The following is a 20,452-nucleotide window of genomic DNA, read 5'->3' as shown; positions in this document are numbered from 1 at the left end:
TTCAGTAGCCCGGCGGCGGGTAACCCTCCCTGCGGAAGGGGCGGCGCCACGTCGTCGTCCGCGTAACGCCAGGGAGGTGACCCAGCATGAAGCTGAACAAGAAGGCCTACGACCATGCCAAGGCGCTCGTGCGCGAGGGCAAGGTGGTGCGGGACTCGCGCGACGACTGGAGCGAGCACTCTCCGTCCACCAAGGAGCTGAGCACGTTCCTCGACAAGCACGGCGAAGGCGAGTACTCGCAGTGGTTCCTCGGGATTGACGACGACGCCCCCGAGGGCAGCAAGGCCAAGTACAAGTTCCCCTTCAGCGACCTGAAGAAGGTGCACCGCTGCGCCGTGATCTCGGGCGAGAGCCGCGCCTCGCAGTACGACCACGACGAGATCCGCGAGGCGCTCGGCGACCTGCTCAAGAGGATCGACGAGTCGTAGGGATCAGATCGCACCTCTCGGGAGGTGGGCAGTTTCTTGCAGAGTGTGTAAACTTGCAGAGCCTGCAAAGTTGCGGCCACTCCCACACCCTTCCCGAGAGATCCGGACCCCTCATGTCTCAAGCAGCGACAGGCCCCTCGACGAACGCCGCGGCGTCGAGTGCCGTGATGACCCAGAGGCAGATCATGCTGGTCATCTACGCCCTCATGGCCGGCATGTTCCTCTCCTCGCTCGACCAGACGGTGGTCGGCACCGCCATCCGCACGATCGGCGACGACCTCCACGGCCTCGACCAGCAGGCCTGGGTCACGACCGCGTACCTGATCACCTCGACGATCGCCACGCCGATCTACGGCAAGCTCTCGGACATCTTCGGCCGCCGCCCGCTGTACATCTTCGGCCTGCTCGTGTTCATCCTGGGCTCGTTCCTGTCCTCGTTCTCGACCTCGATGATCATGCTCGCCGCGTTCCGCGCGTTCCAGGGCATCGGCGCGGGCGCGCTCATGTCGCTGCCGCTGGCGATCATGGGCGACATCCTCGCCCCGCGCGAGCGCGCCAAGTACCAGGGCTTCTTCCTCGCCGTCTTCGGCGTCTCCTCGGTGGTGGGGCCGCTGATCGGCGGCGTGTTCGCCGACGCGAGCCAGATCGCCTGGATCACCGGCTGGCGCTGGGTGTTCCTCATCAACGTCCCGATCGGCGTCGTCGCCCTGCTCATGGTGCTCGCCTTCCTGCACCTGCCCAAGTTCCACAAGCACACCGCGCCGCGCATCGACTGGTGGGGCGCCACCGCCGTGGTCGTCACCCTCGTCCCGCTCCTCCTCGTGGCCGAGCAGGGCCGCGAATGGGGCTGGGGATCCACCGCGTCCATCACGTGCTTCGTGGTCGGCGGCGTGGGGCTCATCGCGTTCATCCTCATCGAGCGGGCCATGGGCCCGGACGCGATCATCCCGCTGCGCCTCTTCCACTCGCGCACGTTCTCCATGGCCACCGTCCTCGGCTTCCTCGTGGGCTTCGCGATGTTCGGCGCCATGCTGACCCTGCCGCTGTACCTCCAGCTCGTCACGGGCCTGACGCCCACCGAGTCCGGCTTCGCGACGCTGCCCATGATCGGCGGCCTCATGATCGCCTCGATCGCCTCCGGCCAGATCGTCTCCCGCACCGGCAAGTACCGCATCTTCCCCATCACGGGCACGTTCCTCGTGGCCATGGGCTACCTCGTGCTGACGGGAATGTCGATCGACAAGCCGCTCTGGTACCTCATGGGCGCCATGTTCCTGATCGGCCTCGGCCTCGGCCAGCTCATGCAGTCGCTCGTGCTCGCCTCGCAGAACTCGGTGGCGCCGCGGGACATGGGCGTGGCCACGAGCTCGTCCACGTTCTTCCGCCAGATCGGCGGAACCATGGGCACCGCCGTGCTGCTCTCCATCCTCTTCGCCCTGATGCCGGCCAACATCGCCACGGCCATGCAGAACAAGGGCGATCTCACGAGCGCCCTCGACGCCGCCCTGACCCCCTCGGTCGCCGGCAACCCGGCCAACAAGGGCGTCATGGACCAGATCTGGTCCCCGATCGTGACGCCGATCCAGGCCCAGGTGCAGTCCGGCCTCGACCAGGGCGCGGCCGCCGCGAAGCAGGCCGCGGACCAGGCCGTCACCGCGCAGGTGACGGCCGCCGTCCAGAAGCAGGTCGCCGCCGGCAGGATCCCGGCGTCGGCCGCGCAGGGGATCATCGACAGCCAAGTCGCCGCCGCCAAGCCCGCCGCGGAGCAGTCCGCCCTCCAGATGGCCGCGCAGAAGGCCGGCGCGTCCGTGGTCAACGGCAAGCTCGCGGTCGACTACGCGGACCAGGGCCAGCGCGGCGCGATCGTGGACAAGATCGCGCCCACCCTGATCGAGAAGCTGAAGGAGAACAGCTCCTCCCAGGGCTCCGCGTCCTCCACGACCTCGGACACGTCCTTCCTCAAGGGCGCCGACGCGCGGCTGACCCGGCCGTTCATGGCGGGCTTCAACAGCTCCGCCGTGGTCATCTACTGGGTCGGCTTCGGCGTGATCGTCCTGGCGTTCATCCTCTCGTGGTTCTTCAAGGTCCCGCCGCTGCGCCAGCGCTCCGCCCTGCAGGAGCAGGCCGACGCCGCCGGCACCGCGGACGACCTCGGCTCCGACGCCGCCCTGGCCGCGGCCGAGACCGGCTCGCCGACCGGCCCGGACAGCGGCGCGGTCCGGGTCCACCGGGGGTGAACGAGATGGAACACGGCACCGCCGTCGAGGACGGGCCGGGAACGCTGCGCGAGCGCAAGAAGCAGCTGACCCGGCGCGCCATCCACGACGCCGCGTTCGCGCTCGCGGCCGAGCGGGGGCTCGCGCAGGTGACCGTGGCGGACATCTGCGCGGGCGCCGGCATCTCGGAGCGGACGTTCTTCAACTACTTCCCCTCCAAGGCCGCGGCGGTGCTCGGCCTGCCCGCCACCGCCCTCTCCGAGGAGCAGGAGCAGGCGTTCCTCGCCGGTCCCGGGACGCTCGTGGACGACCTCTGCGAGCTGGTCTCGGGCATCGCCGGCGGACCCGAGGGGGACATCCCGCGGATCAAGGAGCTCATGGGGTTCGAGCCGGACCTGCTCGCGGCCCTGCACCAGTGGTCCTCCGGCGCCCGCAAGGGCGTGATCCGGCTCGCCGAGCAGCGCGCCACGCCGCAGCGCGCCCGGCTCGCCGTGGGACTCGTCTTCGCCGCGCTCATGCTCCACGCGGACACCTCCTACTCCGGCGGCACCGGCCCGGCCTCCCCGGCCGACCTGCGCCAGACCGTGGCCAGGCTGTGCGCCGTGGGCAGGGGCGAGGGGGAATCCGGTTCGGGCTGACCCCGGACCGGGTACATCAGAGCCCGACGGAAGGAGTCCCATGGACTACAGGACGGTGGGCGCCACGGGCGTCCAGGTCTCGCCGCTCTGCTTCGGCACCATGTCGTTCGGCTCGGAGGCGGACGAGGAGGCCTCGGCAGCGATGTACCGGAGGGCCCGCGAGCTCGGCATCAACTTCTTCGACACGGCGGACATCTACGGCGGCGGCCGGTCGGAGGAGATCCTCGGCCGGCTCGCGGCCCGCGAGCGGGACGACCTCGTCATCACCTCCAAGGTCTTCTTCCCCACCGGCGAGGACCCGAACGCGGGGGGCCTCTCGCGCCGCCACATCGTGCAGGCCGTCGAGGCCAGCCTGCGCCGCCTCGGCACGGACCGGATCGACTTCTACTTCGTCCACGCGTTCGACCCGCGCACCCCGATCGAGCAGACGCTGCGGGCGCTCGACCACCTCCAGCAGCAGGGCAAGATCCTCTACCCGGCCGTGAGCAACTGGGCCGCCTGGCAGATCGCGACCGCGCTCGGCATCTCCGCCCGCGAGGGGCTGGCTCGGTTCGAGCTCATCGAGCCGATGTACAACCTCGTCAAGCGGCAGGCTGAGGTCGAGATCCTGCCCCTGGCCCAGGCCGCGAACCTCGGCGTCATCACCTACAGCCCGCTCGGCGGCGGCCTGCTGACCGGAAAGTACCGCGGCGGGCAGCAGCCGGAGGGCGGACGCCTCGTCGAGAACGAGCGGTACGCCAGGCGCTACGGCCTCGAGGGCGACCGGACCACCGCGGAGCGCTTCGCGGACTTCGCGGACGACGCCGGGATCGCGCCCGCCGCTCTCGCCGTCGCCTGGGCGATGGGGCACCCGGGCGTCACCGCGCCGATCATCGGCGCCCGGAACCTCGACCAGCTCGAGGGCTCGCTCGCCGCGCTCGAGGTCGAGATGACGCCCGAGCTGCGGCGGAAGGTCTCCGAGCTCTCCCCGACCCCGCCCCCGGCCACGGACCGGACCGAGACCCTCGGCGGGACCTGGACGTAGTGGCAGCCGAGACCGGGACCGCCGCGCGCCAGCCGTCCATGACGCGAGGCCTGACCCTCCTGTTCGCCCTCGCCTCCGGCGCCGCTGTCGGCAACCTGTACTGGGCGCAGCCCCTGCTGGAGACGATCGCCCGCGAGTTCCACACCACCACCGCCTCCGCGGGCTGGCTCGTGACGGCCACCCAGATCGGGTACGCGGTCGGGATCCTGCTCATCGTCCCGCTGGGCGACGTGGTGGACCGCCGGCGGCTCATCGCCGCGATGATGGTGGCCTCGGCGGGCGTGCTCGTCGCCTGCGCCCTCGCCCCGACCTTCGCCTTCCTGCTCTTGGCCCTGTGCCTGCTCGGGATCACGACGATCGCCGGGCAGATCCTCACCCCGCTCGCCGGCGACCTCGCGGACGACGCGCACCGGGGCCGGATCGTCGGCACCGTCGTGGCCGGGATCCTCACCGGGATCCTGGCCTCGCGCGCCGTCAGCGGCCTCGTCGCCGGCGTCGGCGGGTGGCGCCTGGTGTACGGCGCGGCGGCCGTCGCGATGGTGCTCCTGGCCGGGCTCGTGTGGCGCGCGCTGCCGCCCCTCGAGCGCAAGGCGCGTGTCGCGTACCCGAAGCTGCTCGCCTCGGTGGGGGCCGTCGTCGTCCGCGAGCGCGCGGTGCGGTGGACGCTCATCCTGTCCACGACCGGGTTCGCCGTGTTCACCCTGTTCTGGACCTCGCTGACGTTCCTGCTCGCCGGGCCGCCGTTCCATTACCCGGTCTCGGTCATCGGCCTGTTCGGGCTGGTCGGGATCGCCGGGGCCGTCACGGCGCAGCGGGCCGGGCGCCTCCACGACCGCGGCTGGTCCCTGCCGGCCACGGGGATCGCGTGGGTGCTCGTGCTCGCCTCCTTCGTCATCGGGGCGTTCTCGGGCTCGGCCGTGTGGATGCTCGTGCTCGTGGTGTTCCTCCTCGACATCGCGATCCAGGGCCAGAACGTGCTCAACCAGACGCGCCTGCTCTCGCTCTCGCACGAGGGCCGCAGCCGGATCAACACGGTCTACGTGACCACCAACTTCATCGGCGGGGCCATCGGCTCGGGCGCCGCGGCCCTGCTCTGGTCCGCCGGCGGCTGGACGGCGGTCAGCCTCGCCGGGGCCGGCCTGAGCCTCGTGGCCCTCGCGGCGTGGGCGCTCGGCCGCCGCGGGCCGCTCGTGACCGGCTGAGCCCCGGCGCCCCCTCCCGTCTGAAAGGCACCTCCTGAAGGTCAGCTCCTGAAGGGCACCTCCTGCGAGTAGACCCGCAGGAGGTGCCCTTCAGGACGTGACTCCCAGGAGGTGCCCTTCAGGACGTGACTCCCAGGAGGTGCCCTTCAGGAGATGACTCCCAGAAGGGGGGTCTGGGGGGACCTCGCAGGCCCACCCTCAGCGGCGGCAACGCCCTTCCCGCGGACCTCAGCCGCCCCTAGGGTGGACAGGGATCCCACCAGTCCCCGTCCTACAAAGGAGCAGCCATGGAGTACCGCACGCTCGGGTGCAGCGGCGCCATCGTCTCGGAGTTCGCCCTCGGAACCATGACGTTCGGAGCGGAGGCCGACGAGCCGACGTCGCACGCCATCCTCGACGACTACGCTGCCGCCGGCGGCACCTTCCTCGACACCGCCGACGTCTACACGCGCGGCACCTCCGAGGAGATCGTGGGCCGGTGGCTCGCCGCGAACCCGTCGAAGGCCGAGCAGATGGTGATCGCCACGAAGGGCCGCTTCCCGATGGGCGAGGGCCCCAACGACCTCGGCACCTCCCGTCGCCACCTGCGCACCGCCCTCGACGCGTCGCTGCGCCGCCTCGGGGTGGAGCACATCGACCTCTACCAGATGCACGCGTGGGATCCGCACACGCCGATCGAGGAGACCCTGCGCTTCCTCGACGACGCCGTCGCCGCGGGCAAGATCGGCTACTACGGCTTCTCCAACTTCCTCGGCTGGCAGCTCACCAAGGCGGTCTACGAGGCCAAGGCGCACGGCTGGGCCGCGCCGGTGACCCTGCAGCCGCAGTACAGCCTCCTGGTCCGCGGGATCGAGGCGGAGATCGTGCCCGCCGCGCTCGACGCCGGCATGGGGCTCCTCCCGTGGTCTCCCCTGGGCGGGGGCTGGCTCAGCGGCAAGTACCAGCGCGACACCGAGCCGACCGGCGCGACCCGCCTCGGCGAGAACCCGCAGCGCGGTATGGAGGCGTGGGGGCCGCGCAACGCCCGCGAGAAGACGTGGGACATCATCGACGCCGTGGGCTCGGTGGCCCAGGCGCACGGGGTCTCCCACGCCCAGGTTGCGCTGCGCTGGGTCGCGGACCAGCCCGCCGTCACCTCCGTGATCCTCGGCGCCCGCACCCGCGAGCAGCTCGCGGACAACCTCGCGGCTGCGGACCTGCGGCTCAGCCCGGAGGAGAGCGCCGAGCTCACGCGCATCAGCGAGCCGGAGCACGAGGTGTACCCCTACGGCACCCAGGCGGTCCAGCAGCGCAGCCGCAAGGTCGAGGGCGGCCGGTAGGGGCGGCCTCGGGGTTGACCTGCTCGCGGGGGTTGATCTTCTCGGGGCCGGGTAGGAGCAAGGGCGTCCGTACCCGACAACCGGCAGAGGGAGAGGAACGATGAGCGAAGAGCAGCCCCGGGACACCCGGCCCGAGGACGTCCAGCCCGACGAGCTCCAGTCCGACCAGGAGCGCCTCGACGGGTTCCAGCGGGACACCGGCATCGCGTCCGACAAGGGCGACCAGAAGGCCAAGGACCTTGAGGAGAAGGCCTACGGCGGCGACGACGAGCCGCTGAACGTGCCCCTCCCGGGCTAGCCGTCCGCGTACAGAGCACAGATCCGGCCACGCAACGCCTGGCGTCGCGGGGCCGGATCTGCTGTGTCCGGTTTCTGGTGTCCGGTTCAGCCTCTGGGCGTTACTCCGTCTCGCGGGCGGCCCGTGCCTCGGGGTCGGAATCGGGCCCGAGGTCCCGGTCCACCGCGGCCCGGGTCTCCACATCGTCGGTGTCGTCCGGGAACGGCTCAGGATTCTGCCAGTCCTGGTCGGGAGAGGGCAGTCCGCCCCTGACCTCCTCTTCGACCTCGTGCTTCATCTGCTCGTCGAGTTCCGGACCGTGCTTGTTGCTGCCGCGTTCGATCATGATCCACTCCTTCGGTTCGCAGGTGCGGGGCGCTGCCGCGTCCCGCACTGCCGACTTACCCGCCGGAGCGGCACCCAATCCCGCGGGGGTCAGCGCCAGAAGGCGCTGAGCTCATCCGCCAGAGCTCTGCCCTGGCGGTGGCCCGCGCGGGCGGCCGGGGGCCGTGCCGACAGATCCATCATGTTGCCGCCGAACGCCTGGCGTGAAGGGCCATCCGGGCACACTGTCTCCACCACGCTGCCGGCGGCGCGCAGCTCCTCGACCTGGGATGCGAGCTGCATGCGCCACTCGAGCGGGTGGCGGGTCCTGCCGCCGAAGGGCGAGAGCACCAGCACCCGACTGCAGCCCCTCGCGAGGTCGGCATTCTCGTTGCGGCGGTAGCCGCCGTCGATGTACTGGCGGTTCCCGATCATGTACGGGATGCCGCTCGAGCAGCTCGCCGCGACGGCGTCCACGAGGTCGACGCCGCTGCGGCGGTCGAAGACGACCGGTTCGCCGGAGAGGGCGTCCACAGCTGTGATGAGGATCGTCTGGTCCGGCCAGCTCTGCCGGGGCAGTCGGGCGGCGACCGTGGCACGCCAGCGCTCCCGGGCCGAGACGTCGGAGGCCCCTTCCAGCTCGAGGGCCGCGGCTCCCATCCGGCGGCGCATGTCCGCGGCCGAGTGGGCGGCGGCGATGATCCTCCCGGTCCGCTCGAGGTGGTCCGCCGCGGGCCGCCCCGGGTGCCCGGAGCCGGGGCGCCCCTTGCTGGCGGGCGGCTGCCCGGGTCCGGCGTCGAGGATGGCGGCCAGCAGCTCTGCGGGCTTGGCGCCCGTGATCTGGGCTGCGGCGGTCGATCCGGCCGAGGTGCCGATGATCACCTCTGCCGCGGTCACGTCCAGGCCGCCCTCGCAGAGGCCGGCGATGACGCCGATCTCCCAGGCGTTGCCTACGGAGCCGCCGCCGTGGAGGACCAGCGCACGGCCGGAGGCGGAGATCCGGCCCGTGGCATCGATCTGCTCCCCAGCGGGGTGGGGGCGCGGAGCGCGGGAAGGTGATGAAGGGGTTGCGTCCATGGGAGTCGCCTTTCGGAAACGGTGCCGGCAGGGCGCTCCCGGTGGCGACTATGCCAGCCGCGTGATCGTGGACCGCGGGGGAGCACCCACTGATGCTGCGTTCACGGGTCTCACCTCCTGCCGGTTGGTCACGATTCCCCTGAACGATCGCACACGGGTGCCGGGCGCGCAACCGGCTGTCGCCCGCCTCGGCCCCGCCGGCCGCCAGGCCTGCGCTAGTCGGCGAAGACCTTGCCGGGGTTGAGGATGCCGGGCTGGACCACGGCGAGCCGGTTCGCGGAGGAGACCTCGAGGATCCGGTCCATGTCCCTGAAGGACAGCACGATCTCGCCCGGGCCTGCGGTGGCTCCGCCGGCGAGCCCGGTGCCAGTTTGGGCCCCGGACCGGGCCAGCTGGTCGGCGCGTCCCGGACGACACGCCGACGGTCAGCGGCCCATCAGGGCAGGAGCGGACGGCCCGACCGGGACCGCGGGAACTAGGCCCCCGTGCGCCAGGCCGCGCGCGTGTACTGCGGCGGCCAGTAGTCCAGCTCGACGCCGAGCTCGTGGGCGGCCCGCAGGCCGAAGTGCGGATCGCGGAGGAACTCGCGGGCCACCATGACGGCATCGGCCTCGTCGTTGCCGACGATCTGGGCGGCCTCCTGCGGCGTGGTGATGAGGCCGACCGCGTTCACCGGCATCCCGGTGCCCTCGCGGACGGCGGTGGCGAAGCCCACCTGGTACATGGGCTTGACCGGGATGCTGGCCCGGGCCACGAGGCCGCCGGAGGACAGGTCGAACCAGTCCGCGCCCGCCGCCGCGGCCCATCCGGCCACGGTGATCGTGTCCTCAAGGTTCCAGCCGCCGTCCACCCAGTCCGTGGCCGAGAGGCGCACGAGGAGGGGGACGGCGTCGCCCGCCTCGGCGCGCAGGGCCCGGACGATCTCGAGCAGGATCCGGGCGCGGTTCTCGAGGCTGCCGCCGTACTCGTCGGTGCGCAGGTTGGAGAGCGGGGAGAGGAACTGGTGCACGAGGTAGCCGTGGGCGCCGTGGATCTCGAGTCCGTCGAACCCCGCATCCAGGGCCCGGCGCGCCGCGGCGGCGAAGTCGGCGACGATGCCCTTGATCTCCTCCACGGTCAGCTCGCGGGGGGTGGCGTAGCCGTCGAAGGCGACGGCGGACGGCGCCACGGTCTCCCAGCCGCCGTCCTCGACCGCCTGGCTGCCCTTCCCGCTCCACTCCCGGAACGTCGAGGCCTTCCGGCCCGCGTGGGCGAGCTGCATCGCGGCGGTGGCACCCTGCGAGTGGATGAAGCCGACGATCCGGCGCCACGCGTCCGCCTGGGTGTCGTTCCAGATCCCCGTGTCCCAGTTGGTGATCCGCCCCTCGGGGTTGACCGCGGTGGCCTCGGTCATCACGAGGCCGGCGCCGCCGCGGGCGAGGGAGCCGAGGTGGGCGAGGTGCCAGTCGGTGGGCACCCCGTCCCATTCCTCGACGGAGTATTGGCACATGGGCGAGACCCACAGGCGGTTCCGGACATGGACGCCCCGGATGTCGACGGGGGTGAAGAGCTTCTCGGCAGGCATGCTGCCAAGATTTCCGCGCCGGACCGGCAGCGTCAAATGCCGGGCCGTCGGCGTCGGAGATTAGGCCGGGTCAGTCAGGCTTCGCGAAGGACGCCGCGCTGAGGAACTCGAGCCCCACGAACGCCGAGTCGCCGACCACCCACGCGTCGTGGCCAGGCGGGATCGTGTACGAGCTGCCGGCCGTGATCGTGGCTGTCTCGCCGTTGGTCAGGTGGACCTCGAGGGTGCCGGCCACGCAGTAGCCCACGTGGTTGTTCTGGCAGCTGTCGGTTCCGACCCCAGGCTTGATGCACTCCGACCAGCGCCAGCCGGGGGCGAAGGTGAACCGCCCGATGGTGTAGTCGCCCACGGTGACCAGGTCGATCTCGGACTTGTCCGGGCGGCGCTTCTCGTCCGGATCGTCGTGGGACTTCACGTTCAGGCTCGTGACGACGTTGACGGACACATGGGTGCTCTTGGCGTGCTCCTTCTTGCTCGAGGCCAGTGCCGGGGTTCCTACCATGAGCACCGGTCTCACTGAGCAGGAGGTCGATTGCCATGTCTGTCATCGTCACCGTCAAGGTTCCAGGGGACACGGGCGTCTTCACGAAGTCTCTCGAGGACCGCGCGGAGGAGTACCGGAAAATCGCCGAAAGCGCCAAGGAGCACGGCGCCCTCCACCACCGCTTCGGAGTGGGAAACGGCTACATCCTCATTGACGACGAGTGGGAGTCCGCGCAAGAGTTCGAGAGCTTCTTCAGTGACCCCCAGCTGCGGGACTTCATGGGGACGGTGGGCGCCGACCTCACCGCGGCCCCGCAGATCACCGTCGGGGAGCGGATCGACTCACCCGATTCGTTCTGACCGACTCACCCGGCCCATCAAGGCCGCCGCCCTCACCGCGCACGACGCCGTTCCCACGCCGCGTGCCCGGCCGTCACCACGGCGATGAGCACCGCCGTGGCGCCGAGCCCGAGCAGGAAGATCGCCCCGTACTGGCCGGCGTCCGCGAGCGGCGCGGTGAGGAAGGTGCCCACCGAGCTGCCGAGGAACAGCGCGCACGCGAACAGGGCCACCGCCGTGGCCCTCGCCGCGGGCGCGACCTCGGTGGCCCAGCCCTGCAGCGAGGAGTGCAGGATCGCGTTCGAGGCGCCGACGAGGACCGCGGTGGCCGTGATCGTCACCGGATTCTGCGCGACCGACGACGCCGCGTACCCGGCGAGCAGGACCGTCCCGCCCAGCCCCATGAGCCGCGTGCGGGAGAGGCGCTGCACGAGCCGGCGCATGAGCCGTGCGCCCGCGATCACCCCGACGCCGTACCCGGCCGCGAGCACGCCGGCGAGGGCGATCGGCACGTCCGCGTGCTGCAGGGCAGGCACGAAGTACGTCAGGACGCCCATGAGCACGGCGCCCTCGAGCACCGCTACCCCGTACACCCCGAGCGCGGCGCCCGAGAAGGCCGCGCGGAAGTCGACGGGCCCGCGGCGGTGCGTGCCGCCGTCGTGCGCGCGGCGGAGGAGGACCAGAAGGGCGAGGCAGCCGAGGGCGGGAAGCCCGAACACCACGCGCCAGTCGGTGAAGGCGGCGATGCTGCCGGCCGCGAGGGTGGCCGCCGTGGTGCCCAGGGCCGAGTAGACCTGCAGCTCGGAGAGGCCGCGGGCCTTGGCGACGCCGCTGCGCGTGTCGCCGATGACCGTCAGGAGCGTCGGGTACAGGCAGCCGGCCATGAGCCCGGCGGCGGAGCGGGCCACGAGCAGCCGCGCGTGCGCGCTGAACAGGGTGCTGGCCACCGCCGCGAGGGCCAGGCCCACCAGCGCCGTGCGGAGCACCGCCACGCGGCCGAACCGGTCGCTGATGAACCCCCACACCGGCTGCCCGAGCGCGTACAGGAGCGAGTAGGCGGCCACGAGCCCCACGGCCTCGGCCAGGGTCAGCCCCGTGCGGGCCGCGAGGACCACGAGCATCGGGGGCGTGGCGAACCGGTCGAAGAAGGACAGGAAGCCGATCGACATCAGCACCCGGTCCGGGATGGTGCCCGGCGCTGTCTGCTGCGCGCCTTCCTTGGTCACTGCCACGGCCTCAAGCCTAGGCTGGAGCCATGGCCAACAGCGCGTCAGGCGAATCAGTGATCCGTCGCGTGGTGCGCGTGATGGAGGCCTTCACCCGTGAGCGCCCGGCCCTCACCTCGGCCGAGCTGGCCCGCGCCACTGGCCTCTCGACGTCCACGGCGTACCGTCTCGCCGCCGGGCTCGCCGCAGAAGGGCTCCTGGCGCGCACTGAGGACGGCCGGTTCGCGGTGGGGGCGCGGATGTGGGAGCTGGCCGCCCGCTCCAACCCGCTCGAGGAGTTCCGCCGCCGCGGCCTGCCGTTCCTCGAGGGCGTCCACGCCGCCGTCCGCCAGCACGTCTCCCTCGCCGTCCCCGACCTCGAGAGCGGCACCGTCCTGTACATCGAGCGCCTCGACCGGCACGGCAACGCCGAGGGGAACCTCGGCGAGGTTGCGGCCCGTCTGGCCCTGACCGGCACCTCGACCGGCCTCGCCATCCTCGCCCACGAGGAGCCCGGAGTGCGCGAGCGCGTGATCGCCGCTGCTGCCGCCTCTCCGGAGCCCTCGGCGCACGACGCCGGCCCGCACCTCCGCGCGACCCTCGCCGAGGTGCGCCGCACCGGCTACAGCCGGCTCGTGGGCGCCCTCGGCGAGGACAACGTGGGCTACGCGGTGCCGGTCTTCGGCGCCGGACGGGCCGTGATCGGGGCGGTCTCGGTGGTCATGCCACGCGACGAGGACCGCGCCGAGCTCGTGCTGCCGGTCCTCGTGGCCGCTGGCCGCGGCCTGTCCCGGGCCATGGGTGCCGAGCGCCGCCCCTACGGTGTGGGGGCGTGGATGCGACGGTAGGAGGCCCGCCGTTCTACGAGATGCGAGGCGGCGGCGAACGCCTTGGTGACCGCCGAGCCCAGGGTTGCACCGCCGCCCGGGTAGGCGTCCTTGAACACGGTGGCGGAGCAGTTCCCCGCCGCGTACAGGCCCGGGATGGGCTCACCCCCCGGCGTGAGGACGCGGCCGTCGAGGTCCGTCGCGAGGCCGCCTGCGGTGCCGAGCGCCCCGGCGTGGAGGCGCACCGCGAAGAACGGCGCCGTCTCGAGCGGGGCAAGGCACGGGTTGGGCCCGACCGCCGGGTCGCCGAGGTGCCGGTCCTGCTCGGTGGAGCCCCGGCCGAACTCCGCGTCGACCCCCGCCCGGGCGTCGGCGTTGAACCTCCGCACCGTCACGGCGAGGGCCGTGGCGTCCACTCCGATCGCCTCGGCGAGCCCGGCGAGGGTCTCGGCCCGGTGCATCCACTCCGGCACCGTCCCGACCGGGCTCCCGGCCACGGGGTACCGCGACCGGTAGGCGGCATCGAACACGAGCCACGCAGGGCTGTTCGCGGGCTTCGATGTGCCCGAGTCCACGTTCGCGAAGACCCGGGAGAGGTCGTGGTAGTTCATGGCCTCGTTCACGAACCGGCGCCCCGCCGCGTTGACCGTGATGGAGCCGGGCAGGGTCATCTCGACGTTGCCCATACGGCCGGTCGGCGCGCCGTCGTATTCCCAGCCGTCGGGGGCGATCACGGGAACGCCCCAGATCGCCCCCGTCTGGGCGAGCATGGCACCAGCCCTGAGCCCGAGGAGCAGCCCGTCGCCGGTGTTGGACGGCGCGCCGATGGGGGTGATGGGGAACCTCAGGAGCGAGCCCGCGAGGGCCTCGTTGCGTTCGAACCCGCCGGAGGCGATGAGGACGTCGTGGACCTCGAGCGTGGCGGGCTGTGCGCTACCGTCGCCGATGCGCACGAGCCAGCCCTCGCCGTCGTGCGCCTCGAACCCGGTCACGGGGGCCGAGACGGCGAGGTGCACGCCGCGCTCGAGCGCGGTGGCGATCAGGGTGCCGACGAGCGCCCCGCCCATGGTGCGCACCCCGGCGACGGCGCGCCGCTGGAGCAAGGACGGATCGGGGGAGGCGCCGTGGAGGTGGTCGCGCTCGTTCATCGAGATGAGCGGCAGGTAGGTGGGCGGCCGAAGGGCCTCGGCGAGGCCGGGGGCGCCGGGGAAGTCGGCCGGGTTGAAGGGGTCGTTGTCAAGGCTGCGGCCCGCTGCCACGGCGCCGGGCCACTCCATGTGGTAGTCCGGCCGGTCGAGGGGCCTGAGCGCAACATGGGTCTCCCGGTCGAGGAACTCGATGGCCCTGCGCGAGGTGCGCAGGTACCAGTCGATCTCCTCCTCCGTCATCGCTCCCTCCGTGGCCGCACGCAGGTATGCCGCGGCGCGCCCGGGCGAGTCGGTGCCGGGGGACATGAGTGGGTTGTCGGGCGCCCAGATCACGCCGCCGCCCGTGGCACTGGTCCCGCCGAGCCGGGAGGCCTTCTCGAGGACGACGACGCGCAGCCCCGCCGCGGCGGCCCGGCACGCCGCCACGAGCCCCGCGGCGCCGGAGCCCATGACCGCGAGGTCGTAGGCCGGAGCCAGCTCGGCGACGGGGGTCAGGAAGGGCGCGGTCACGAGCGGCCGCCTCGGGCGCAGAGCGCAGTGGCATCCCGGGCGCTGCGGTCGGGGGCCGCGGCCGGCAGGTCGACCGCGATCTTGCCGACCCGCTGGGTGCGGTCGCGCAGGAGCCGGAAGGCGCCGTCGAGCTCGTCGAAGCCGAAGCGGTGGGTGATGAGGGGCCGGCACGCGTCCTGGTTGCGGTCCAGGAGCGCGAGCGCGTCGTCGAGATGCAGGGAGTTGCGCGAGCCGAGCAGGTCGATTTCCTTGATGGGCAGCGAGCGCATGGACAGGGTGAGCTCGCGGTCGCTGATGCCGACCGCGACCACTCGCCCGGCGGGGGCCACGAGGTCCACTGCCGTAGCGAGCGAGGCGGGGGCTCCGGTTGCGTCGATGACGAGGGAGGGGCCCTGTCCGTCGGTCCAGGCATCGAGGACCGCGCGGTGGGCGACGTCGGGGAACCCCCGCTCCACGGCCAACGCGTGGGCGGCGCCGAGCCCGGCCGCGAGGCCGAGGCGCTCTGTGTCGGTGTCGAGCACCGTGACGCTGCACCCCGCCTCGCGCAGGGCGAGCAGCGCGAAGAGCCCTATGGGCCCCGCTCCGCTCACGAGCACGCGCTCCCCGCGCTGGGCCCGGCCGCGGCGGACCGCCTGGAGCGAGATCGAGACCGGCTCCCACAGCGGCGCCAGGTCCACGGGCAGGCTCTCGGGGATCCGGCGGGTCCGGGCGAGCGGGACGAGCATGAACTCGGCGAGCGCCCCGTCGTCGTCATAGCAGCCGTACACGCTCATGTGAGCGCAGGCGTTGGGCCTCCGGATCGTGCAGGCGTAGCAGCGGCCGCAGGCCGCGAAGGGCGAGACCACCACGTCGTCGCCCACCGCGAACGGACCGCCCTCGTCCTGCGGATGCAGCCGCGTGATCGTCGCCGAGAACTCGTGGCCCTGGACGATCGGCAGCTCGGTCGCGTAGTCGTCCTCCCAGATGTGCGCGTCGGTGCCGCACAGCGTCACGCTCCGCACGCGCACGACGCCGCGTCCCGGCTCGGGCGCGGGGATCGGCGCCTCCTCGTAGCGGATCGTCTCGGCCGCGACGGTGCGGGCGAGCCTCATCGGGCCGGCTCCTCGGCAGGAGCGGGGTCCAGCCGCTCCTTGCCGAAGAACGGGCTCCAGGCCGAGACCGTCCGGCGAGCGATCAGCCCCTCCCGGCGGAACGGGTCGTCGTCGAGGAGGGCCGCGACGTCGTCCGCCGATTCCCCTGAGAAGACCAGAAGCGCCCGGGTGCCGCCGTCGGCCGGGCCTGAGACGACGAGGCGCCCGGATTCGTGGAGGCCGGACAGGAAGGCGACGTGCTCGGGGCGGTGGGCGTCCCGTTGCCGGGGCGCGTCAGTGTACTCGTAGGTGACGGCGAAGAGCGCCATGGGTCCTCCGGGGTTCTCGAGGGGGTGGGCTTGGTCCCGCTCAGTCTGCTGGGCCGGATCCCGGGTCCGGAGGCAGCATCCCAATGAATGGGATCGACACTCCAGGCGCGGACCGCGCCTCCGGCATCCCCGACACGTCTCCCCTCACCAGGAAAGGGCGTCACGAGGGTGCCCAGCGCGGCCCGCGCACCGAGCCGCTCGCGGATCACCTCGCAGGTTGCCCTCCCGCCCACCGCGGCGACGCGGCCGGACGTCTGGGCGAAGACGCAGCCCTGCGGGCGCTTGCCCGTGCACCCGGCTCCTCCCCCCAGTTGCACGCGAGTTCCCGGCTCGCTCCGGTCCCGAAATCCACGGGGCGCGCCCGGGCCTCCCGCGGGGAGAGCCCCCTGGCAGGTGCTTGAATGGGCCCGTGGAGATCAGGTGGCTCGAGGCGTTCGTCGCGGTGGCCGAGGAGCTGCACTTCGGGCGCGCGGCCACGCGGCTGCACATGGCCCAGTCGCCGCTGAGCCAGACCATCCGCAAGCTCGAGAAGGACATGGGCGTGCCGCTGTTCGACCGCAGCACGCGCAGCGTGGCCCTCACCCCCGCCGGCCGCTCCCTCCTGCCGCACGCCTACCGCGCCCTGGACGAGCTCGAGGTCGCCCGGCAGGCCGCCCACGCCTCGGTGGGGACCGTCTACGGGCACCTGACCATGAGCTTCACCGGCGCCATCAACCACCGCACCCTCCCGCGGCTCACCCGGGCGCTGCGCCGCCGCTACCCGGACGTGGTCCTCTCGCTGCAGGGCCGCGTGGTGACGGGCGACGCCGTCGCGCAGCTCATGCAGGGAACGCTCGACCTGGCGTTCGTGGGACTCCCGCTCGACCCGTCCCCGCTCGCCTCCCGCCTGATCGCGCGGGAGGCGCTCGGCGCCGTCGTGCCCGTGGACCACCCCCTCGCCCAGCGCGCCGCGCTCGACCTCGCCGAGCTGCGCGAGGAGGACTTCATCATGATGCCCTCCGGCGGCGGCTCGGACCTCGAGCGCACGGCCACGGCAGCCTGCGTCGCCGCGGGGTTCAGGCCCCGCGTGGTGCAGACGATCGGCGACCCGTTCATGATCCTCACGTTCGTCGCCGCCGGGATGGGCGTGAGCCTCGTGAGCGAGGGCATGAGCGACATCCTGCCGCACGGGGCGGTGTACGTCCCGCTTTCCGGCCCCCAGCCCTACCTCCAGCACGGGCTCGCGTGGGCCCCCGCCAACCCCTCCCGCGTGCTGCCGCACGTGCTCGAGGTCGCCGAGCAGGTGCTGCCCACGCCGGCGTGACCCCGCTGGCCAGGTGCCGGCCATCTGGAATTGGTAGGATCCGGCGGTGAGCGCGAGCGTGTCGGTCCCGGCCTATTTCCCGTCCCCCACCGTGAGCGGCTTCCATCTCGGACCGCTGACCATCCACTTCTATGCCCTGTGCATCATGCTCGGCATCGCCGTCGCCGTGTGGATCACGGCACGCCGGTGGCGGCAGCGGGGCGGGCGGCCCGGCGAGGCGATCGACATCAGCCTGTGGGCCGTGCCCTTCGGGATCGTGGGCGGACGCATCTACCACGTCATCACTGACCCCGAGCTGTATTTCCTGCCCGGGAAGAACCCGTGGAACGCGTTCGCCATCTGGGACGGCGGCCTCGGCATCTGGGGCGCCGTGGCGCTCGGCGCGGTGGGCGTGTGGATCGGCTGTCGCCGCGCCGGCGCCTCCTTCCTCGGCTTCGCCGACGCCGTGGCCCCCGGGGTGCTCGCCGCGCAGGGGATCGGCCGGTGGGGCAACTGGTTCAACAACGAGCTCTACGGCGACCCGACCACGCTGCCCTGGGGGCTGCAGATCCACCAGATGGACCTCTCCACGGGCCGGGCCGTCACGGACGCCGCCGGCAACCCGGTGGTGCTCGGGTACTTCCAGCCCACCTTCCTCTACGAGTCGATCTGGTGCCTCGTGACCGCGGCCGCGATCATCTGGCTCGACCGGAAGGTTCGGCTCGGCGCCGGGAGCGTGCTCGCCCTCTACGTCGCGGTCTACACGGCCGGGCGGTTCGTCTTCGAGCTCATGCGCTCGGACTACGCCAACCTCATCCTCGGCCTCCGGGTCAACACCTGGGTCTCCGGCCTGCTGTTCATCGCGGCCGTGGTCGCGTTCCTGCTGACCTTCCGGCGTCCGCGCTCGCAGGCCCGGCCCGAGGAGGCCTCGGCTCCCGCCGTGGAGTGACCCTTCCGGATTGTGTGCGAACTGCACATAGTCCTAGATCAACTAAGTGTTGGACGCGCCACAATGGGCGCCCCCATGCTGGATGAGCCGCCACCTCCCGTGAGCGGCATCACCCGAAGGGAGCATCCATGTCAGCGTCGACATCCGCCGACTCCCGCACGCCGCGCACCCAGAACGCGCGGATTGCGGCCCTGTCCGGTTTCCTCGGCAGCACGCTCGAGTACTACGACTTCTTCATCTTCGGCTCCGCCGCGGCCCTGTTCTTCGGCAAGCTGTTCTTCCCCGACTCCGGCGCGGCCGGGACGCTGCTCTCGTTCGCCACCCTCGGGGTCGCCTACGTCGCCCGCCCGCTCGGGGCCGTGATCTGGGGCCACTTCGGCGACCGGATGGGGCGCAAGAACGTCCTGCTGCTGACCCTCGTGCTCATGGGCGCCTCGACGTTCCTCATCGGCTGCCTCCCCACCTACAGCGCCGTCGGGGGCCTCGCGCCCACCGCGCTCATCGCGCTGCGCTTCATCCAGGGGCTCTCCGCCGGCGGAGAGTCGCCGGGCTCGAGCTCCCTGACGCTCGAGCACGCGCCCGAGGGCCGCCGGGCCTTCTTCACGAGCTTCACCATGAGCGGCATCCAGTTCGGCATCGTGGTCTCGAGCATCGTGTTCATCCCGGTCACCATGCTCCCGCAGTCGGTCCTCATGTCCTGGGGCTGGCGCATCCCGTTCCTGCTCAGCGCCGTGGTCACATTCGTCGCCTTCTACCTGCGCCGCCGGCTCGAGGAGCCCGAGCTGTTCGCCGAGATCAAGGAGGACGCCAAGACCGCCGCGGTCCCGCTCGTGGACCTGTTCCGCAACGACTTCCCCAACGTGGTCCGGGTGACCCTCGCCGCCCTCGTGACCATGGTCGGCACCGTCTTCACCGTCTTCGCCCTGACCTACGCGACCGCGGTGGTGAAGCTGGACAAGCCGACCATGCTCGTCGTGATCGCGGTGGCCAACGCCGTCACGGTCTTCACGCAGCCGCTCTTCGCGCTCCTGGCGGACAGGATCGGCCGCAAGCCGGTCTTCATCGTCGGCGCCCTGGGCAGCGCCGTCATGGTGTTCGCGTTCTTCGGGGCCCTCTCGACCCGGAGCTGGCCGTTGATCTTCGCCACCGGGATCGGCCTCACGGGCGTCTTCTACGCCATGCCCAACGGCGTCTACCCCGCCTACTTCCCCGAGCTGTTCCCGGCCAGGACGCGCTATTCCGGCATGGCCGTGAGCCTCATGCTCGGCCTCGTCGTGGCCGGCTTCACCCCGGCCATCGGCGCCGCGATCACCGCGGGCGACTCCGCCAACTGGGGCCCCGTGGGCTGGATGACGGTGGCCTTCTGCCTCGTCTCCGCACTGGCCGTGCTCTCGGCGCGCGAGACGTACCGGGTGCCCAAGGACGAGCTCGGCCGCCGCTCCCGCCGCGCGGAGCCGTCCGAGGCGCTCCCCGTCCCGGCCCGGGGAACGGCGGGGAACTGATGCCCGCCAGCGGGACAGTCCCGGCGCGGCGCCGGTGCCTCGTGATCGGGGCCGCCTCGGGCATCGGCCGCGCGGTGGTCGAGCGCCTGGCCCCTGCCGCGGTGGCCCTGGTCGCCGCCGACCTGCCCGGTGCCCCGCGGCACGGCGCCGACGCCGGCGTGGCCCACGTGGACCTCGACGTCACCGATCCGGCGTCCGTCGAGGCGGGCGTCGCCAAGGCCCTCGCGGAGACCGGCGGCCGGCTCGACGTCGTCGTCAACACTGCCGGGATCGTCGGCGGGGTCCGCCCGGCGGCCGAGGAGACCGTCGAGTCCTTCGAGCGGATGCTGCGGGTCAACCTCACGGGGGCGTTCCTCGTCTCCCGGGCCGTCCTGCCGCACCTGGCCCGCAGCGGCTCGGGCCGGCTCATCCACTTCGCCTCGACCGCGGGCAAGGAGGGCGTGGCGGGGATGGCCGCCTACTCCGCGAGCAAGGCCGGGATCATGGGCCTCACCAAGGCCCTGGCCAAGGAGTACGCGGCCTCGGGCGTCACCGTGAACGCGGTGGCGCCCGGCAAGGTCGCCACGCCCCTCATCCGCGACCTCGCGGTGACGGACGCGGACCTCGCCCGGATCCCGATGGGCCGGCTCGGCACCGCGGAAGAGGCCGCCGCCCTCGTTGAGTACATCGCCTCCCCGGACGCCTCCTACACCACCGGGTTCGTCTACGACCTCTCCGGCGGCCGCGCCACCTACTGACC

21 protein-coding genes and 1 pseudogene are annotated in these 20,452 nt (G+C 72.2%); 13 read left to right on the top strand and 9 right to left on the bottom strand.

Translation table 11 applies throughout. The features are described from left to right. Positions 1 to 86: 86 nt before the first annotated feature. From SA2016_RS19475 to SA2016_RS19445, 7 genes are all read left to right on the top strand, one after another. Positions 87 to 428 (top strand): hypothetical protein, encoded by a 342-nt coding sequence (locus SA2016_RS19475; protein WP_066501450.1) that lies wholly within the window; start codon positions 87 to 89, stop codon positions 426 to 428. A 167-nt stretch (positions 429 to 595) separates the two neighbouring features. Further along, positions 596 to 2,665 (top strand): MDR family MFS transporter, encoded by a 2,070-nt coding sequence (locus SA2016_RS19470; RefSeq protein ID WP_084249668.1) that lies wholly within the window; start codon positions 596 to 598, stop codon positions 2,663 to 2,665. Positions 2,666 to 2,670: 5 nt separating this feature from the next. Further along, positions 2,671 to 3,282 carry a TetR/AcrR family transcriptional regulator gene (locus SA2016_RS19465; protein WP_084249833.1) on the top strand — a complete coding sequence of 204 codons (612 nt, stop codon included), beginning with the start codon at positions 2,671 to 2,673 and terminating at the stop codon, positions 3,280 to 3,282. Positions 3,283 to 3,322: 40 nt separating this feature from the next. Further along, positions 3,323 to 4,306, top strand: a complete 984-nt coding sequence (locus SA2016_RS19460; RefSeq protein WP_066501440.1) for an aldo/keto reductase — start codon at positions 3,323 to 3,325, stop codon at positions 4,304 to 4,306. Further along, complete coding sequence (locus tag SA2016_RS19455; RefSeq protein WP_218030560.1) at positions 4,306 to 5,508, top strand: MFS transporter; 1,203 nt, start codon at positions 4,306 to 4,308, stop codon at positions 5,506 to 5,508. The genes SA2016_RS19460 and SA2016_RS19455 overlap by 1 nt, the downstream gene beginning before the upstream one ends. A 287-nt stretch (positions 5,509 to 5,795) precedes the next feature. Continuing rightward, positions 5,796 to 6,827 (top strand): aldo/keto reductase, encoded by a 1,032-nt coding sequence (locus SA2016_RS19450; protein WP_066501437.1) that lies wholly within the window; start codon positions 5,796 to 5,798, stop codon positions 6,825 to 6,827. Between the two features lie 100 nt (positions 6,828 to 6,927). Beyond that, entirely contained in the window at positions 6,928 to 7,125 is a 198-nt protein-coding gene (locus tag SA2016_RS19445; protein WP_066501435.1) for a hypothetical protein, read from the top strand. Positions 7,126 to 7,225: 100 nt separating this feature from the next. Here the strand turns inward: SA2016_RS19445 and SA2016_RS19440 are convergent, their stop codons facing one another. The 5 genes and pseudogenes from SA2016_RS19440 to SA2016_RS19425 all read right to left on the bottom strand — a co-directional run bounded on the left by SA2016_RS19440 (position 7,226) and on the right by SA2016_RS19425 (position 10,514). Next, positions 7,226 to 7,450 carry a hypothetical protein gene (locus tag SA2016_RS19440; protein ID WP_066501429.1) on the bottom strand — a complete coding sequence of 75 codons (225 nt, stop codon included), beginning with the start codon at positions 7,448 to 7,450 and terminating at the stop codon, positions 7,226 to 7,228. Positions 7,451 to 7,539: 89 nt separating this feature from the next. After that, positions 7,540 to 8,505: a patatin-like phospholipase family protein gene (locus tag SA2016_RS19435; RefSeq protein ID WP_066501426.1), complete on the bottom strand. Its 966-nt coding sequence runs from the start codon at positions 8,503 to 8,505 to the stop codon at positions 7,540 to 7,542. A gap of 239 nt (positions 8,506 to 8,744) precedes the next feature. Further along, a pseudogene (locus SA2016_RS21115) lies at positions 8,745 to 8,873 on the bottom strand (FAD-binding protein); the annotation flags it as partial. A 107-nt stretch (positions 8,874 to 8,980) separates the two neighbouring features. After that, complete coding sequence (locus SA2016_RS19430; protein ID WP_066501423.1) at positions 8,981 to 10,069, bottom strand: NADH:flavin oxidoreductase/NADH oxidase; 1,089 nt, start codon at positions 10,067 to 10,069, stop codon at positions 8,981 to 8,983. 70 nt (positions 10,070 to 10,139) lie between these two features. Further along, positions 10,140 to 10,514: a cupin domain-containing protein gene (locus SA2016_RS19425; RefSeq protein ID WP_066502917.1), complete on the bottom strand. Its 375-nt coding sequence runs from the start codon at positions 10,512 to 10,514 to the stop codon at positions 10,140 to 10,142. A gap of 92 nt (positions 10,515 to 10,606) precedes the next feature. Here SA2016_RS19425 and SA2016_RS19420 point away from each other — a divergent pair, with 92 nt between their 5' ends. Continuing rightward, entirely contained in the window at positions 10,607 to 10,912 is a 306-nt protein-coding gene (locus tag SA2016_RS19420; protein WP_066501421.1) for a hypothetical protein, read from the top strand. 32 nt (positions 10,913 to 10,944) lie between these two features. Here the strand turns inward: SA2016_RS19420 and SA2016_RS19415 are convergent, their stop codons facing one another. Continuing rightward, a complete protein-coding gene (locus SA2016_RS19415) occupies positions 10,945 to 12,123 on the bottom strand; it encodes an MFS transporter (RefSeq protein ID WP_229710908.1) in 1,179 nt (392 codons plus the stop codon). 23 nt (positions 12,124 to 12,146) lie between these two features. On the opposite strand from SA2016_RS19415, the gene SA2016_RS19410 reads away from it, so the two are divergent. Further along, positions 12,147 to 12,944, top strand: a complete 798-nt coding sequence (locus tag SA2016_RS19410; protein ID WP_066501420.1) for an IclR family transcriptional regulator — start codon at positions 12,147 to 12,149, stop codon at positions 12,942 to 12,944. Here the strand turns inward: SA2016_RS19410 and SA2016_RS19405 are convergent. Genes SA2016_RS19405 through SA2016_RS19395 form a run of 3 tightly spaced genes read right to left on the bottom strand, consistent with a single transcriptional unit; the run spans position 12,914 to position 15,980 of the window. Then, positions 12,914 to 14,581 (bottom strand): FAD-dependent oxidoreductase, encoded by a 1,668-nt coding sequence (locus SA2016_RS19405; RefSeq protein ID WP_066501419.1) that lies wholly within the window; start codon positions 14,579 to 14,581, stop codon positions 12,914 to 12,916. The genes SA2016_RS19410 and SA2016_RS19405 overlap by 31 nt on opposite strands. Continuing rightward, positions 14,578 to 15,672 carry an alcohol dehydrogenase catalytic domain-containing protein gene (locus SA2016_RS19400; protein WP_066501417.1) on the bottom strand — a complete coding sequence of 365 codons (1,095 nt, stop codon included), beginning with the start codon at positions 15,670 to 15,672 and terminating at the stop codon, positions 14,578 to 14,580. The genes SA2016_RS19405 and SA2016_RS19400 overlap by 4 nt, the downstream gene beginning before the upstream one ends. Further along, a complete protein-coding gene (locus SA2016_RS19395; RefSeq protein ID WP_066501415.1) occupies positions 15,669 to 15,980 on the bottom strand; it encodes a YciI family protein in 312 nt (103 codons plus the stop codon). Before SA2016_RS19395 ends, SA2016_RS19400 begins: the two co-directional genes overlap by 4 nt. Positions 15,981 to 16,389: 409 nt before the next feature. On the opposite strand from SA2016_RS19395, the gene SA2016_RS19390 reads away from it, so the two are divergent. From SA2016_RS19390 to SA2016_RS19375, 4 genes are all read left to right on the top strand, one after another. Next, positions 16,390 to 17,283 (top strand): LysR family transcriptional regulator, encoded by an 894-nt coding sequence (locus SA2016_RS19390; RefSeq protein WP_066501413.1) that lies wholly within the window; start codon positions 16,390 to 16,392, stop codon positions 17,281 to 17,283. A gap of 46 nt (positions 17,284 to 17,329) precedes the next feature. Then, positions 17,330 to 18,211 (top strand): prolipoprotein diacylglyceryl transferase, encoded by an 882-nt coding sequence (lgt, locus tag SA2016_RS19385; RefSeq protein ID WP_084249667.1) that lies wholly within the window; start codon positions 17,330 to 17,332, stop codon positions 18,209 to 18,211. A gap of 128 nt (positions 18,212 to 18,339) precedes the next feature. Beyond that, positions 18,340 to 19,713, top strand: coding sequence for an MFS transporter (locus SA2016_RS19380; protein WP_066501411.1), 1,374 nt, complete (start codon positions 18,340 to 18,342; stop codon positions 19,711 to 19,713). Next, positions 19,713 to 20,450, top strand: coding sequence for an SDR family NAD(P)-dependent oxidoreductase (locus SA2016_RS19375; protein ID WP_084249666.1), 738 nt, complete (start codon positions 19,713 to 19,715; stop codon positions 20,448 to 20,450). The genes SA2016_RS19380 and SA2016_RS19375 overlap by 1 nt, the downstream gene beginning before the upstream one ends. Positions 20,451 to 20,452 lie beyond the last annotated feature (2 nt).

Origin of the sequence: Sinomonas atrocyanea (genome assembly GCF_001577305.1) — a bacterium.
Classification (GTDB): domain Bacteria; phylum Actinomycetota; class Actinomycetes; order Actinomycetales; family Micrococcaceae; genus Sinomonas; species Sinomonas atrocyanea.
This window is presented reverse-complemented; position numbering and strand designations above follow the sequence as displayed.

Excerpts from the sequence above, each read along its gene's own strand:
- SA2016_RS19475 (WP_066501450.1), top strand. The coding sequence starts at position 87 with ATGAAGCTGAACAAGAAGGCCTACGACCATGCCAAGGCGCTCGTGCGC.
- SA2016_RS19470 (WP_084249668.1), top strand. The coding sequence starts at position 596 with ATGACCCAGAGGCAGATCATGCTGGTCATCTACGCCCTCATGGCCGGC.
- SA2016_RS19465 (WP_084249833.1), top strand. The coding sequence starts at position 2,671 with ATGGAACACGGCACCGCCGTCGAGGACGGGCCGGGAACGCTGCGCGAG.
- SA2016_RS19460 (WP_066501440.1), top strand. The coding sequence starts at position 3,323 with ATGGACTACAGGACGGTGGGCGCCACGGGCGTCCAGGTCTCGCCGCTC.
- SA2016_RS19450 (WP_066501437.1), top strand. The coding sequence starts at position 5,796 with ATGGAGTACCGCACGCTCGGGTGCAGCGGCGCCATCGTCTCGGAGTTC.
- SA2016_RS19445 (WP_066501435.1), top strand. The coding sequence starts at position 6,928 with ATGAGCGAAGAGCAGCCCCGGGACACCCGGCCCGAGGACGTCCAGCCC.
- SA2016_RS19440 (WP_066501429.1), bottom strand. The coding sequence starts at position 7,450 with ATGATCGAACGCGGCAGCAACAAGCACGGTCCGGAACTCGACGAGCAG.
- SA2016_RS19435 (WP_066501426.1), bottom strand. The coding sequence starts at position 8,505 with ATGGACGCAACCCCTTCATCACCTTCCCGCGCTCCGCGCCCCCACCCC.
- SA2016_RS19430 (WP_066501423.1), bottom strand. The coding sequence starts at position 10,069 with ATGCCTGCCGAGAAGCTCTTCACCCCCGTCGACATCCGGGGCGTCCAT.
- SA2016_RS19420 (WP_066501421.1), top strand. The coding sequence starts at position 10,607 with ATGTCTGTCATCGTCACCGTCAAGGTTCCAGGGGACACGGGCGTCTTC.
- SA2016_RS19410 (WP_066501420.1), top strand. The coding sequence starts at position 12,147 with ATGGCCAACAGCGCGTCAGGCGAATCAGTGATCCGTCGCGTGGTGCGC.
- SA2016_RS19400 (WP_066501417.1), bottom strand. The coding sequence starts at position 15,672 with ATGAGGCTCGCCCGCACCGTCGCGGCCGAGACGATCCGCTACGAGGAG.
- SA2016_RS19395 (WP_066501415.1), bottom strand. The coding sequence starts at position 15,980 with ATGGCGCTCTTCGCCGTCACCTACGAGTACACTGACGCGCCCCGGCAA.
- SA2016_RS19380 (WP_066501411.1), top strand. The coding sequence starts at position 18,340 with ATGTCAGCGTCGACATCCGCCGACTCCCGCACGCCGCGCACCCAGAAC.
- SA2016_RS19375 (WP_084249666.1), top strand. The coding sequence starts at position 19,713 with ATGCCCGCCAGCGGGACAGTCCCGGCGCGGCGCCGGTGCCTCGTGATC.